This is a genomic window from Methylocystis sp., assembly GCF_046349115.1.
In the GTDB taxonomy this organism is placed as follows: Bacteria; Pseudomonadota; Alphaproteobacteria; order Rhizobiales; family Beijerinckiaceae; genus Methylocystis.
This window is the reverse complement of sequence record NZ_JAXMCX010000006.1, coordinates 121050-133677: the sequence shown is the minus strand read 5'-3', so window position 1 is coordinate 133677 and position 12628 is coordinate 121050. Positions and strand designations below refer to the sequence as shown.

The window sequence follows — 12628 nt, the reverse complement described above, 5'->3', positions numbered from 1 at the left end:
ACCTACTCAACACACTCGACACTCAGACGACGCGACAAAGGCGAGGGAACGCTTGCCAAATTTGGCCGCAGCTACAACACCAGCTCGCAGACGATTGGGAGGTCAGTAACGTGACTGATTTTTCACCCGATAACCCGCCGAAGATATCCGAAAATTCTGATTTTGGCGTTCCCGACCTGCCAACGAATCTTCTCCGCACCTACGCACGCATTTGGCAGCTTGAGACGTGGCTGCGCCAGATGGTCTATGTTGAATTTCGTGCGCTTAAAGGGGACGATTGGACGCATCTTGTCCCAAAGGTCGAGAAAGCCCAGCACCCCAAGGAAGCAGATAAACGCCTCACGCACATGCCCACGCGCGAGGAAAGCCCGCTTAGCTATGTCCAATTTGGGCAACTCTGTAAGGGAATATCGGGGCAATGGCGTCTGTTCGAACCATTTTTGCCACCGCAGAGTATATGGGATGCGAAGATCGAAGAAGTCAGCCAAATTCGTCACCGCGTCGCGCATTTTCGCGCAGGCCATGACGACGACTTAGCGCGAGTGCACCAGCTGCTCCGAGACATAGATAACGGAATTTGGCGCTTCTGTACGTCGTATAATGATCCAACTCCTGTGCTTCCACAGTCCGATGACTCTGTAACTTCCCACTTTTTGCACCTTGACCAATTTCCTTGGAGCCGATTTGAAGATGGAAAATGGGCGCGAATTGGAATTGCCGATCCAGCCGCACGCATTGGAATGACCATTGAGGTTATTCGCCGCCCTTGGGCTACGTGGTCAGTGCCGATTGAAGGGCAGGAAGGTTTTTTGTACGACATTGAAATTCACGCGCGGCAATCCCGCGAACTAAACTATCGCCGACTTTTGCAGAGCACGTCCCGCCTTCACAAGCATGTAGTGCATATCGCGTTGGGCAATTTAGCGCATTCGTTCCGCGTTACTATTCCGGCGATCCTAGGAGCTGATTGCGTCAAAACAGTCATTGAAGGGTTCTTTGAGGAGGCCGAATCCGCCGTTGGGAGCCATGGCGGCGGCACGGCTAAAGAGATAGCCAGCGTTTGGCCGGAGTATGTTTTAGGGCCGGACAATCCCCTTACGTTTCTAGGGCCTGATATGCCGTGCTCGTTTTTCGGAGCCTGACGCCGCAGGCGCACAAAATCTCGGAAGAGTGATGGGATATCGCGCTGATTCTCAGAATTGGTGAGTTTCAAAATCGGCTCGCCGCGTTCCACGATGAACGTTGCGCGCCTTCGGTAAAGGTTGAAGCTTCCGCAAGACAGCGGATCACCCGCGCCGCTCGTTCTCGAAAAGTTGCAACGCGGTCGCCATTGGCAGAAACATCCGCCGCGCTTCGTCGGGAAGTGAGGCGAAGCCGTTCGCTGCATAAAAGGCGCGCGCGCGTTCGTCCTTTGCGTCCACGATCAGCGCATAAGCGCCGATGCGAAAGCTTTCCGTGCGGATGATAGCGTCGGCGATGAGGGCGCGGCCAATCCCCTGACCTTGACGCTTCTTTGCGACGGCAAGTCGGCCGATCAGCATGGCCGGCAGCACGGGATAGCGGGGCAGTTTTTTCGTCACCGCGGACGGCAACCAGGCGTCTGGCGCCGCCGCAGCGCTGCGAACTCGGGTTTAATTTCAGCTCAGCTTCAGCCGTCATGCCCGGCCTTGTGCCGGGCATCCACGCCGGGACATTGCGGAAATGTTCCACGCGGAGACGGTATGTCCGGCTCATGTTTTCACATCCGTAAAGCGTCATCGCGTGGATGGCCGCGACAAGCGCGGCCATGACGCGGCGAGAGGGCGCCTCGCTAACCGACTCGGAGCCCCTGTGCGCCCCCGCGCGGCGCTTGACACCTTGGCCGGCCGCATCGATGTTGCCGAACGAATTGTTCGGCAAATCGAACGCTTGGGAAAATCGCTTGTCCATCGTGTCAGATGCGCGGCAGCTCCAGGGCGGGGCCGCCGCGCCGAAAACCGTTGTTTTTGAGCCCGACCGCCCGCTGTCGACCGATGGCGGCGGCCGCATCGCGCCGCTCGCCATCGCCTATGAAACCTATGGCGCGCTCAACGCCGCGCGGACCAACGCCATTCTGCTCTGCCATGCGCTGACCGGCGACCAATATGCCGCGGGCGTCAATCCGGTCACCGGCAAGCCCGGCTGGTGGGAGGCGATGGTCGGGCCCGGCAAGCCGTTCGACACCGACCGCTATTTCCTCATCTGCTCCAATGTCGTCGGCGGCTGCATGGGGACGACCGGCCCGTCCTCGCTCAATCCGGCGACCGGCAAGCCCTACGGGCTCGACTTTCCCGTCGTCACCATCCGCGACATGGTGCGGGCGCAGGCGATGCTGATCGATCATTTTGGCATCGAGACGCTGTTCTGCGTCGCCGGCGGCTCGATGGGCGGCATGCAGGTGCTGCAATGGGCGGCGAGCTATCCGGAGCGGGTGTTTTCGGCGATGCCGATCGCCACCGCCGCCAAACATTCCGCCCAGAACATCGCCTTTCACGAAGTCGGCCGACAGGCGGTGATGGCCGACCCGGACTGGCGTCTGGGGCGCTACCAGGAGCAGGGCGTGCGGCCCGAGAAGGGCCTCGCGGTGGCGCGCATGTCGGCGCATATCACTTATCTTTCGGAAGCGGCGCTGCAGCGCAAATTCGGCCGCAAGCTGCAGGACCGCAGCGCCCCGACCTTCTCCTTCGACGCGGATTTTCAGGTCGAGAATTATTTGCGCTATCAGGGCCTCGCCTTTGTCGAGCGTTTCGACGCCAATTCCTATCTCTTCGTCACCCGCGCCTGCGACTATTTCGATCTCGCCGCCGATTACGGCGGCTCATTGGCGATGGCGTTCAAGGACACCAAGACGCGCTTTTGCGTCGTCTCCTTCACCTCGGACTGGCTTTATCCGACCTCGGATTCGCGCGCCATCGTTCATGCGCTCAACGCCGGCGGCGCCTCCGTGTCCTTCGTTGAAATCGAATCCGACAAGGGGCACGACGCCTTCCTGCTGCATGAGCCGATGTTCATCGCGACGACGCGCGGCTTTCTCGACTCGGCGGCGGCGGCGCGCGGCCTTGCGCCTCACGGAAATTCGCAATGAACTTCACGCCTGCGGGCGACGCGCCTGAGCGGCGCGTACATTCGTCCGACCATCCGCGCCTCGATCTCGCGGTCATCGCGGAGATGGTCGAGCCCGGCGCGCGCGTACTTGATGTCGGCTGCGGCGACGGCTCGCTGCTGCAGCTGCTCGCGCAGAAGAAAGGCGTCGACGGCCGCGGCGTCGAACTCTCGCAGCGCGGCGTCAATGAATGCGTCGCCAAGGGACTGTCCGTCATCCAGGGCGACGCCGACACCGACCTTTCCGACTATCCGGACGATGGCTTCGATTATGTAATTCTCTCACAGACGCTGCAGGCGACGCGGCGCCCGCGCGCGGCGCTCGCCAATATGTTGCGCATCGGACGTCGCGCGATCGTTTCATTTCCAAACTTTGGCTGTTGGCGGGTGCGTGCGCAGCTCGCCTTTACCGGCCGCATGCCGGTGACCGGCCATCTCGCCGCGCACTGGCACGACACGCCGAATATTCATCTTTGCACCATTCGCGATTTCGTCGAACTCGTCGACGAACTTGGCGCCCATATCGAGCGCGGCGTGGCGCTGGATCGCGCCGGCGCGCCGATTCGATTCAACGCCCCCTGGTGGGTGTGGAATCTCTTCGGCGAACAGGCGGTCTTTCTGATGGAGCGCGGCGGCGGACGGTCCTGACTCATGCGACGGTTTGTCCCGCATCCGTCGCCTTTTCGAGTGTGACAGTTCGCGCTAGCCTTCCCTTTGGCGGCATTAACGAACATGCGCAGGAGGGAGCGGCGGCGCCTCCGCTTCATTGTCACGTCATTCGTTGAATGACGCGCAGGATTTGCTGCGTTTCGGAAGGATGCGCGAGCTTGACGATCGAGGCCGCCCGCACGGCGCGAAACTTCGACGAGGTCCAGCGAAAGCGACGGGCCGGTCGGCGTGCGCCTTTGCCTGCGGGTCCCGACGATCTTCGCAAGGCGTCGCTTTTCGCTGACGTCGACGAAGAGACCTTGTCGCGCCTCTCGGTCGACGCCAAAATCGAATCGCTGCAGGACGGCGATGCGCTTTTCCGTCAGGGCGACCGCCTCGTCGACGTCTCATTTGTCGTGAGCGGCTATGTGAAACTGATGCGGACGGCGCCTTCCGGACGCCAGACGCTCATCGGCATTCGTTCAGACGGCGAATTGATCGGCGAAGTCCCCGCCGGCGACGACGAGGTCCACACAGTCTCGGCGGAATCGGTCGGCGCCGCCAAGGCGCTCAAGCTTCCCGCGCCGCGTTTCGCACGGCAGCTCAAGCAATCGCCCTCGCTCTGCGCCGCGGTGATTCGGGATGGCAAGGAGAACGCCGCCCGTCTCGTCGGCGAGATCGAGTCGCTCAAGAGTCAGAACGCCGATCAGCGCCTTGCCCATTTCCTGCTCGCGCTTTGCCCGCCGCACGAGGACCGCTGCCGTTTTCGCCTGCCTTATGACAAGCGCCTGATCGCCGCGCGTCTTGGCGTGAAGCAGGAAACGCTGTCGCGCGCCTTCGCCAAGCTGCGCGCCCATGGCGTGCGCACCGAGACGCGCAATGTGCATGTCGACAGCGTTTCGCATCTCGCCGACCAATGCGACCGTCTGGGCGAGCGCGCCCGTTTGGTCCTGCAAGCGTCGTAATTCTGAGAAGCGCCGCGCCGCAGCAGAGCGCGCGGTTCGCAAAAAAAATTGGATTGTAATTTTAAGTGGCGCGTTCCGCGAAAGCGTCGGAAAATATGGCGCTCGACGAAATATCGGCGGCGCGCGCTGGCTTATCGCCGCATCAATGATGAAAAGAGAGCGCCGATGCCGCATGAGGCTGAACTTCGGCGAAATCGTCCAGGCGCAGATCACGCGATCGATTCTACGAGCGCAGAGCGCAAAAAACAGGATTCAGCTTTTTCGCAGCGCGCTCGAAAGGTCGGCGCGCTCCTGGCCGGGATCGCGATACTTTTCTGTCCCATCGCCGCTCGCGCGCAGGCGATTTCGCCCGATGCGCTCGTACAGGCCTATCCAGACCAAATTGCCGGTCGCGACGACGACGCGATCATATTCCGCGACGGAACGAGACAAAATCTCTCCGACGGCAGGACCGACAAGAGCTTCGACGAGAAACTGAAAAACGCCTCTCTCTTGGATCAGTTGAGCCTTGCTTATCCCAAGGGCGCGCTGACAAAACCGCCCGGACCGCAGGACGATCCGGGGCGCTTTCGCAACGCCGCCTTCTTCGACAAAATGTATGGCGATTGCGACAAGGGCGAAACGCAGAAAGCTCTGACCGACATTCCGTGGTTCACTGGCAAGGTGCGGGTCACCACGGTCAACGGCGTCGCCGAAAGGTTGCGCGCGGTCGCCAAGGAAATCGAGCGGCTGCCGAAGGACATCAAGCGTAACGCTTATCCGAGCGCCGGCGCTTTCAATTGCCGCATGGTGAAGGACACCGGCAAACGCAGCATGCACGCCTATGGCGCGGCGATCGACCTCAACACCGCCTTCTCTGATTATTGGCTCTGGCGCAAGGGCGGTTACCGCAATCGGATTCCTTACGAGATCGTGGAGATTTTCGAACGCCACGGGTTTATCTGGGGCGGTAAATGGGGGCATTTCGACACAATGCATTTCGAATACCGGCCCGAGTTTTTTGTCCCGCTAGGCGGCGATGAGAAAAAACAACACGGCCATTGAAAAGAATCGCGCGGATCGTACCTAACGCCCATTACAGGAGGGCGCAGCGATGAAAACGCATAAGATTTTTTCGGCGCTTGGCCTAGTCGGCGCGATCGGCGGGGGATCGTTCATCACCGAGCCGACCCCGGCGGCGGCGCAGGATCCGGCTTACATGTCTTGCGATGCTCTTTGGTACGCGCGCAACCGGATATATGCGCGTAACGGCTATTGCTTCAATACCGACCGCGCGCGGGCTGTTTTCGGCGCGGGCTGCTTTCCACCTTACGGGCGGCTGAGCGGCTGGGAGAAAAGCCGTGTCAATCAGCTTCAAATGTGGGAGCGCCGTAAAGGGTGCTGAGCCGCCGCGCGGGTCATAATTTCGCGGTCCAATACGAACCGCCCAACGAAATCGAGCGCGGTGGATCGCCCAGCGGCCGCTTTTTTTAGGCTTCCGCATTCACGGTCGCGCAAATGGCGGATAGACTTGCCGCCGTCGACTGAACGCCTGCGCCGCACTTTCGTCGGGGGGCTCTTCTGTTAATTGCGCAGATCTATTTATCGGAGGATTCGCTATGGACGCATATAAGAAAGTTGGGTTGGTCCTCTTGTCCGTTCTCGCGCCGGTCGCGGCTCAAGCGGGCGCGAGCAATGGTTCGAGCGCGCTGGCGCTCTCGGCGATCGTCGGCGAATTGTCGCCGCAAACGAGCCACGCCGACAAGAAGCTGCTCGCTGCCTATTTCGCCGGACATGCCGAAGCGCCGCACGCCAAGGGCCAGCGCGTCGCGGTGAAGGCTGACGCGATCGACTGTCGCGCCGGCAATGTCGACATTACCTCGCGCGGCTGCGATCTGACCTTCGGGGCGAAGAAGATCGAATTGAGCGGCCGCAAGGCGAATGAACTCTATGCGACTTTGATCGAGAATGGCGTCATGGCGGAAGGCGCCGCGGGCTCTTCTCACGCGTCGGTCACGGCGCTAGACTGTATCGTCGACGCCGACGAAGTCGCGGAAAAGGCCGGCGGCGGCGCGCGCTGCGCCTACACGCCCTGAGAGTGGGGCGCCCATTTTTTCGGCGCGGCTTTGATCGAGAAGACGGGTTCAGCGATTGGAGTTGGAGATGGCCGCGTCGAGCATTAGGGTTTTGGTATGCACATCCTGCCGCGCCGGCGAGGACGCCCACACGCGTCCGGGCGCGCTCCTGATGGACGCGCTGCGGGCGCGCCTGGACGAGCGCAATCTCGATATCGCCGTCGAGCCCGTCGATTGCCTCGCGGTGTGCAAGCGCCCGGCGACCGTGGCCTTCGCCGGCGCCGGCAAATGGACCTATGTGATCGGCGATCTCGACGGCGTCGCCCATGTCGACGAATTGATCGACTCGGCGCGAAGCTTCGCGGCGACCGACAATGGAATCGTCGCCTGGCAGGACCGACCGCCCTGTTTCAGGAAGGGCGTGGTGTCGCGCACGCCCCCGGCGTCATAGACCGCTATTTCGCCGCGCGCGCCCGCTCGATCGCCTCGGTGATCAGCGCCCGCGCGGCGGCGGCGTCGCCCCAGCCGGCGATCTTGGCCCATTTGCCGGGCTCGAGATCCTTGTAGTGGACGAAGAAATGTTCGATCCGGCGCCAGGTCATCTCCTGGAGGTCGGTATAATTCTGCACATCGACATAGCGTTGCGTCAGCCGCGCCGACGGCACCGCGACGATTTTCTCGTCGCCGCCGGCTTCATCCGTCATGCGCAGCACGCCGATCGGCCGAACCGCGATGACCGCGCCCGGCGCCACGGGGCGCGTATTGGCGACCAGCACGTCGCAGGGATCGCCGTCGTCGGACAGCGTGTGCGGAATGAAGCCGTAATTGCCGGGATAGCGCATCGCCGTATAAAGGAATCGATCGACGAAGAGCGTTCCCGAGGCCTTGTCGAGCTCATATTTGATCGGCTCTCCGCCCAGCGGCACTTCGACGATGACATTGACTTCCTGCGGCGGGTTGGCGCCGATCGGTATGGCGTCGAGACGCATTCAAGGCTCCGATGAGATGGGAGACGCCGCGAGGAAATATCGCCGGCGTGTGACGATTGTCGTCAAAGCTAAAGCGCTGCGCGCCTCGCGGCGGCGTTCTTACCGCAAAACCGTCCTGCGATCACCGTTCAGCGCACCGGCGCCGACACGAAACCGAAGGCGACGCGGGTTAGCATGTCAGAGCCGAACCGCTCCTCGGCGCGGCGGATCGTCTGTCCGCCGAGGCTGCGATAGAAGGCGAGCGCCTTGTCATTGTCGGCGAGCGCCCAGACGATGGTCGAGAGATAGCCGTGCTCGGCGAGTTCGCGGCGCGTGGCGTTGAACAGGCGCCGGCCGAACCCCAAGCCTTGCTGCTCGGGAGTCAAATAGATTTCGAAAATTTCGCCGGAATAGGGCATCGACGGCACGCGGTTTCGGCCATAGGTCGAATAGCCGACGATATCGTCGTCAAAGTCGAGCACAAGCAGGCCGGTGCCGCGCACGATCGCCGAATGCCACCAATTGGGGCCGCGGCGGGCGATCATCCGTTCGAGCTCCGCCCCAGGGATCACGCCGCGATAGGCCGAGCGCCATGACGCGTCATGAACGCGCGTGATCTGCTCTGCGTCTCCGGGACGCGCGTGGCGGATGGAGAATGCGGTCTTGACCATGGTTCGAATGTTAGGTCCCGGACATTCGTTTCGGCAAGAGCCATGAGCGTTTCGGATGCAAAAATTATCTGCCGGGCGAGCGGGTCATGCATTCGACGTAGACGCGATTTTCGCGAGAGTTAAAAAAGCGGGTCGCGGCGCTTGCGGCGAAGGTCCCTCTTGCGTTATCCTGCTAAATGACTGCGGCCAAGCGCCGCCGGAATGGGAAGAGATCGTTGCCTTACGCAACCGCCTCTGCGACTGTCGCTGCGACGCCTTCGCGCGCGCGCGGATTCGCTTGCCCGCTTTCCCTGCCGCTTCTCGGCCTGCTGCTTCTTAGTCGCCCCTGAGCGCCCGACGGGCTCGCGCCCAGGCCTTCAGGGGGACATGTCACGCAGTCGCCGACAAGAGCCCCAGCGGGGGCGGCAAAGCAGGATTTCAAATCAAATGAGCCATCAGCAACAGCCCGGCGCCGTCGCAGATAACGACGGGCGCGTCCTGATTTTCGACACCACTTTGCGCGATGGCGAGCAATCGCCCGGCGCCTCGATGACTCTCGAAGAGAAGCTCGAGGTCGCCGATCTCCTGGATCAATTGGGCGTCGATATTATCGAAGCCGGCTTTCCGATCGCCAGTCCCGGCGATTTCGAAAGCGTCAGCGAAGTGGCGCGGCGGGTGAAGCACGCCACCGTGGCCGGACTGGCGCGCGCCTCGGAAAAGGATATCGACCGCTGCGCCGAAGCGCTGCGGGAGGCAAAGCGTCCGCGCATCCATACCTTCATCTCCACCTCGCCCGTGCATATGAAATACAAGCTCCAGATGGAGCCGGAGCGCGTCTTGGAAATGGTGACCGCCTCGGTGACGCGCGCGCGCAATCATGTCGCCGACGTGGAATGGTCGGCGGAGGACGGCACCCGCACGGAGTTCGATTTTCTCTGCCGCTGCGTCGAAGCCGCGATCGCGGCCGGCGCGACCACGATCAACATTCCCGACACCGTCGGCTACATCACGCCGGCGGAATATGAAGAACTGTTCCGCATGGTGCGCGAGCGCGTGCCCAATTCCGACCGGGCGATCTTCTCGGTCCATTGTCACGACGATCTGGGACTCGCCGTCGCCAATTCGCTTGCCGGCGTGCGCGGCGGCGCGCGGCAGGTGGAATGCACCATCAACGGCATCGGCGAGCGGGCGGGCAACGCCTCGCTAGAAGAAGTCGTCATGGCGATGAAGACGCGCGGCGACGCGCTGCCCTTCTACACCAATATCGACGCGAAGCTCCTGACCCGCGCGTCGAAGCTCGTCTCGGCGGTTACGTCCTTTCCGGTGCAATACAACAAGGCGATCGTCGGGCGGAACGCTTTCGCGCATGAGAGCGGCATCCATCAGGACGGCATGCTCAAGAATGCGCATACATACGAGATCATGACGCCCGAGAGCGTCGGCGTGTCCAAGACGTCGCTCGTCATGGGTAAGCATTCCGGCCGTCACGCCTTCCGCGAGAAGCTGAAGGAGTTGGGTTACGATCTCGGCGAGAATGCGTTGGAGGACGCGTTCAATCGCTTCAAGGATTTGGCCGACCGCAAGAAATTCGTCTACGACGAAGATCTGGTCGCGCTCGTCGACGACGAGATCGTCAACGCCCATGATCACATCAAGGTCGAAGCCTTGATGGTGATGGCCGGCACGCATGGCCCGCAGTCGGCGGCCTTAACGCTCGACGTCGGCGGCGAGAAGCTGACGCATCAGGCGACCGGCAACGGGCCCGTCGACGCGATCTTCAACGCGATCAAGGCGCTCGCTCCGCATGACGCGACACTGGAGCTGTTTCAGGTTCACGCCGTCACCGAAGGCACCGACGCGCAGGCGGAGGTCTCGGTGCGCCTCAGCGAAAACGGCAAGTCGGTCACCGGCCGCGGCGCCGATCCCGACACGCTCGTCGCCTCGGCGCGCGCCTATGTGTCGGCGCTCAACCGGCTGATCGCGAAGCGCGCGCGCACCAAGCCGGACGCGATGCAGGCGATGTAGCGACGCGCAGCGCGTGAAAGCTCCCGCTGGTCACCGACCGGCGGGAGCCTTCACGTCAGGGCGGCGCATCGGATGCGGGCCGGGCGAATCTGGGTCGAAGAGACTCCGGGCGGCGGGGCTAGCTTCAAGATTTTCTTGAAAGAATTGAGAGCGCTTCACGCGCGACCGACCGCTGCGCGCGAATTTTATGCGACGCGGCGATGACGGCCTTTGCGCCGCGCGCTTCGCCAATCGTCCTTGCCTCCCGAGGAAAGTCGGGTTTATCTTCGAGGCGGGGGAATTTGCGCTTTTTTTGTTGGCGCAGGACGAGCGCGCTTTGGCGCGGGGGGCTGGAATGACGACTCCAATTGAGCGCATTGTTATTCGCCATCTGTCGGGCTCCAAAGCCAATCAGATTGAACAATTGCCGATCGGCGACGCGCGAGAATTCACGATCGGGCGCGATCCCGCGTCGAAAATCGCCTTCGATCCGGTCGGCGACAGCGTCGTCAGCCGCAAACACGCCCTTATCCGCATCGAAGGCGAAGGCGACAAGCTCGCTTTCAAACTTTCCGACGCCGGCAGCAGCAACGGCACTTTTCTCAATGGCGAGCGGGTGACCGGCGAGGTCGAACTTCTTCCCGAAGACACGATCGAACTCGGCGCCAAAGGGCCGAAATTCACCTTTGACGTGCAGCCGCGGCCCGCCAGTTTCGCCGCGCGGACGCAAGTGATCGGCGTCAACGACACGGCGGCGACCCGCGTCATCAAGACCGCGGAAATCGCAGCGTCGACGGCGGTGAACGCCGCCGCGACCGGCGCCGCGGAGGCGCCGAGCGGCGATGCCGCGCCAAAGAAGTTCGGCGTCGGTCAGGAGACGGTGCAGCGGATGATCGGCGAGGAACGCCGCGCCTCGCGCGGCGCGCTGACGGCGACGGCGGCGGGGATCGGCGCCGTTCTCGTGCTCGGCGGCGCCATCCTGCTGTGGCAGCAATGGAAGGGGGAGGAGCGCGTCGGCGGCCGGATGTCCGAAATCGAGAAAGGCCAGGAGGAGGCGTCGGCCGGGGTCGAAGGAAGGGTCAAATCGATCACCGGCATGACGCCGCAGGAAATCTACGACAAATACAAGGACGCCACCGCCAAGATTTATCTGCATTGGCGTCTTTATGACAAGATGACCGGCAAACCGGTTTATCACCAGACCTTCAACGTCAAGATCAGCAAGAACGAAAGCGCGACCTTGCCCGCCTATGTGCGGCTCGGACCCGATACCGTCGTACGCTGGCTGACCCTCGACGACGAATACCGATCGAACCATCCAATCGACGAAGCCGCCACCGGAAGCGGCTTCGTCGTGAGCGAGCAGGGCTATCTCCTGACCAACAAGCACGTCGCCGCAGGCTGGGAAATACCCTACCGCACGGAAGAACAGCGCGGCGTGTTGTTCGATTACAGGGGCGGGCCTGACTGGAAGCGGACCAAGGGCTACAAAGGTCCTGATCTGCGGAAATATGAGGTGATCGATCTCCGCGACGACGCGTTTTCGGATATCGGCGACTGGGTGCCGGACTCAGGCGGCCTCATTTTCCCGTCGAAGCCTGCGATCGCGGTGCCGATCGGCGGCGGCAACATACCCGACCCCAGCAAGGCGGACAAACGAACATTCGAAGGTCGCAACGACACGCTCGAAACGCGTTTTCCGGGTAGCCGCCTGAACATCAACGCCAGTCTGGTCCGCGCATCGACGGATTCGGACGCCGCCCTCATCAAGATCGATTCGCCTCAGTCGCTCAGCACGGTCGAACTTGCGTCTGATGACAACGTCACGGTCGGCGAAAGGGTCGTGGTTCTCGGCTATCCGGCGGTGTCAGTGTCGACGTTTCAGCAGCTGTCGACGCAGGAAGGCGGAGGGCCGGTCAAACGTCATCGCGAAGAAATCCCTGAGGCAACGATCACCGACGGCATCGTTTCGAAACTCTCGCCCGGCGTCCAACAGAGGGAAGGCGTCACAACTTATAGTTCGACGGGAGACGTCATTCAGTTGAGCATTACCGCGACCGGCGCCGGCAATAGCGGCGGACCGGTGTTCGACGCGACCGGGAAAGTGATCGGGCTGTTCACTTACAGCAGGAGCCGCGGCAATGAGCGGGTCACCCTCGCGGTGCCGATCAAATATGGCCGGGATCTCTTGCGCCCGCAGCGCGAGTGACGCAAGGGGC

13 protein-coding genes are annotated in these 12628 nt (G+C 62.1%); 10 read left to right on the top strand and 3 right to left on the bottom strand.

Going from position 1 to position 12628, the window contains the following annotated elements; translation table 11 throughout:
- Positions 1-110: 110 nt before the first annotated feature.
- Positions 111-1142, top strand: a complete 1032-nt coding sequence (locus U1E20_RS15000; protein WP_409981427.1) for a hypothetical protein — start codon at positions 111-113, stop codon at positions 1140-1142.
- 144 nt (positions 1143-1286) lie between these two features.
- Here the strand turns inward: U1E20_RS15000 and U1E20_RS14995 are convergent, their stop codons facing one another.
- Positions 1287-1580: a GNAT family N-acetyltransferase gene (locus tag U1E20_RS14995; protein WP_409981426.1), complete on the bottom strand. Its 294-nt coding sequence runs from the start codon at positions 1578-1580 to the stop codon at positions 1287-1289.
- A gap of 341 nt (positions 1581-1921) precedes the next feature.
- Here U1E20_RS14995 and U1E20_RS14990 point away from each other — a divergent pair, with 341 nt between their 5' ends.
- The 7 genes from U1E20_RS14990 to U1E20_RS14960 all read left to right on the top strand — a co-directional run bounded on the left by U1E20_RS14990 (position 1922) and on the right by U1E20_RS14960 (position 7238).
- A complete protein-coding gene (locus tag U1E20_RS14990; protein WP_409981425.1) occupies positions 1922-3103 on the top strand; it encodes a homoserine O-acetyltransferase in 1182 nt (393 codons plus the stop codon).
- A complete protein-coding gene (gene metW, locus U1E20_RS14985) occupies positions 3100-3768 on the top strand; it encodes a methionine biosynthesis protein MetW (protein WP_409981424.1) in 669 nt (222 codons plus the stop codon). Before U1E20_RS14990 ends, metW begins: the two co-directional genes overlap by 4 nt.
- Positions 3769-3947: 179 nt before the next feature.
- The gene (locus tag U1E20_RS14980; protein ID WP_409981423.1) at positions 3948-4733 is read left to right on the top strand and encodes a Crp/Fnr family transcriptional regulator; all 786 of its coding nucleotides are present in this window, start codon (positions 3948-3950) and stop codon (positions 4731-4733) included.
- Between the two features lie 165 nt (positions 4734-4898).
- Positions 4899-5777, top strand: coding sequence for a M15 family metallopeptidase (locus tag U1E20_RS14975; protein WP_409981422.1), 879 nt, complete (start codon positions 4899-4901; stop codon positions 5775-5777).
- A gap of 49 nt (positions 5778-5826) precedes the next feature.
- Complete coding sequence (locus U1E20_RS14970; protein WP_409981421.1) at positions 5827-6117, top strand: YARHG domain-containing protein; 291 nt, start codon at positions 5827-5829, stop codon at positions 6115-6117.
- Between the two features lie 214 nt (positions 6118-6331).
- Entirely contained in the window at positions 6332-6808 is a 477-nt protein-coding gene (locus tag U1E20_RS14965; protein ID WP_409981420.1) for a hypothetical protein, read from the top strand.
- 67 nt (positions 6809-6875) lie between these two features.
- On the top strand, positions 6876-7238 hold the full coding sequence (locus tag U1E20_RS14960; protein WP_409981419.1) for a DUF1636 family protein: 363 nt from the start codon (positions 6876-6878) through the stop codon (positions 7236-7238).
- A gap of 4 nt (positions 7239-7242) precedes the next feature.
- Here U1E20_RS14960 and ppa read toward each other — a convergent pair whose 3' ends face one another.
- Together ppa and U1E20_RS14950 are read right to left on the bottom strand one after the other, a co-directional pair.
- Positions 7243-7776 carry an inorganic diphosphatase gene (gene ppa / locus U1E20_RS14955; RefSeq protein ID WP_409981418.1) on the bottom strand — a complete coding sequence of 178 codons (534 nt, stop codon included), beginning with the start codon at positions 7774-7776 and terminating at the stop codon, positions 7243-7245.
- Positions 7777-7904: 128 nt separating this feature from the next.
- The gene (locus tag U1E20_RS14950) at positions 7905-8426 is read right to left on the bottom strand and encodes an N-acetyltransferase family protein (protein WP_409981417.1); all 522 of its coding nucleotides are present in this window, start codon (positions 8424-8426) and stop codon (positions 7905-7907) included.
- A 426-nt stretch (positions 8427-8852) separates the two neighbouring features.
- On the opposite strand from U1E20_RS14950, the gene U1E20_RS14945 reads away from it, so the two are divergent.
- Both U1E20_RS14945 and U1E20_RS14940 read left to right on the top strand, forming a co-directional pair.
- Positions 8853-10430: a 2-isopropylmalate synthase gene (locus tag U1E20_RS14945; RefSeq protein ID WP_409981416.1), complete on the top strand. Its 1578-nt coding sequence runs from the start codon at positions 8853-8855 to the stop codon at positions 10428-10430.
- A 334-nt stretch (positions 10431-10764) separates the two neighbouring features.
- Entirely contained in the window at positions 10765-12618 is a 1854-nt protein-coding gene (locus tag U1E20_RS14940; protein WP_409981415.1) for a trypsin-like peptidase domain-containing protein, read from the top strand.
- The last annotated feature ends 10 nt before the right edge of the window (positions 12619-12628 follow it).

What these genes read in the sequence shown, in the direction of transcription:
- metW (WP_409981424.1), top strand. Translation starts at nt 3,100, where the DNA reads ATGAACTTCACGCCTGCGGGCGACGCGCCTGAGCGGCGCGTACATTCG.
- U1E20_RS14975 (WP_409981422.1), top strand. Translation starts at nt 4,899, where the DNA reads ATGCCGCATGAGGCTGAACTTCGGCGAAATCGTCCAGGCGCAGATCAC.
- U1E20_RS14970 (WP_409981421.1), top strand. Translation starts at nt 5,827, where the DNA reads ATGAAAACGCATAAGATTTTTTCGGCGCTTGGCCTAGTCGGCGCGATC.
- U1E20_RS14965 (WP_409981420.1), top strand. Translation starts at nt 6,332, where the DNA reads ATGGACGCATATAAGAAAGTTGGGTTGGTCCTCTTGTCCGTTCTCGCG.
- U1E20_RS14960 (WP_409981419.1), top strand. Translation starts at nt 6,876, where the DNA reads ATGGCCGCGTCGAGCATTAGGGTTTTGGTATGCACATCCTGCCGCGCC.
- ppa (WP_409981418.1), bottom strand. Translation starts at nt 7,776, where the DNA reads ATGCGTCTCGACGCCATACCGATCGGCGCCAACCCGCCGCAGGAAGTC.
- U1E20_RS14950 (WP_409981417.1), bottom strand. Translation starts at nt 8,426, where the DNA reads ATGGTCAAGACCGCATTCTCCATCCGCCACGCGCGTCCCGGAGACGCA.
- U1E20_RS14945 (WP_409981416.1), top strand. Translation starts at nt 8,853, where the DNA reads ATGAGCCATCAGCAACAGCCCGGCGCCGTCGCAGATAACGACGGGCGC.
- U1E20_RS14940 (WP_409981415.1), top strand. Translation starts at nt 10,765, where the DNA reads ATGACGACTCCAATTGAGCGCATTGTTATTCGCCATCTGTCGGGCTCC.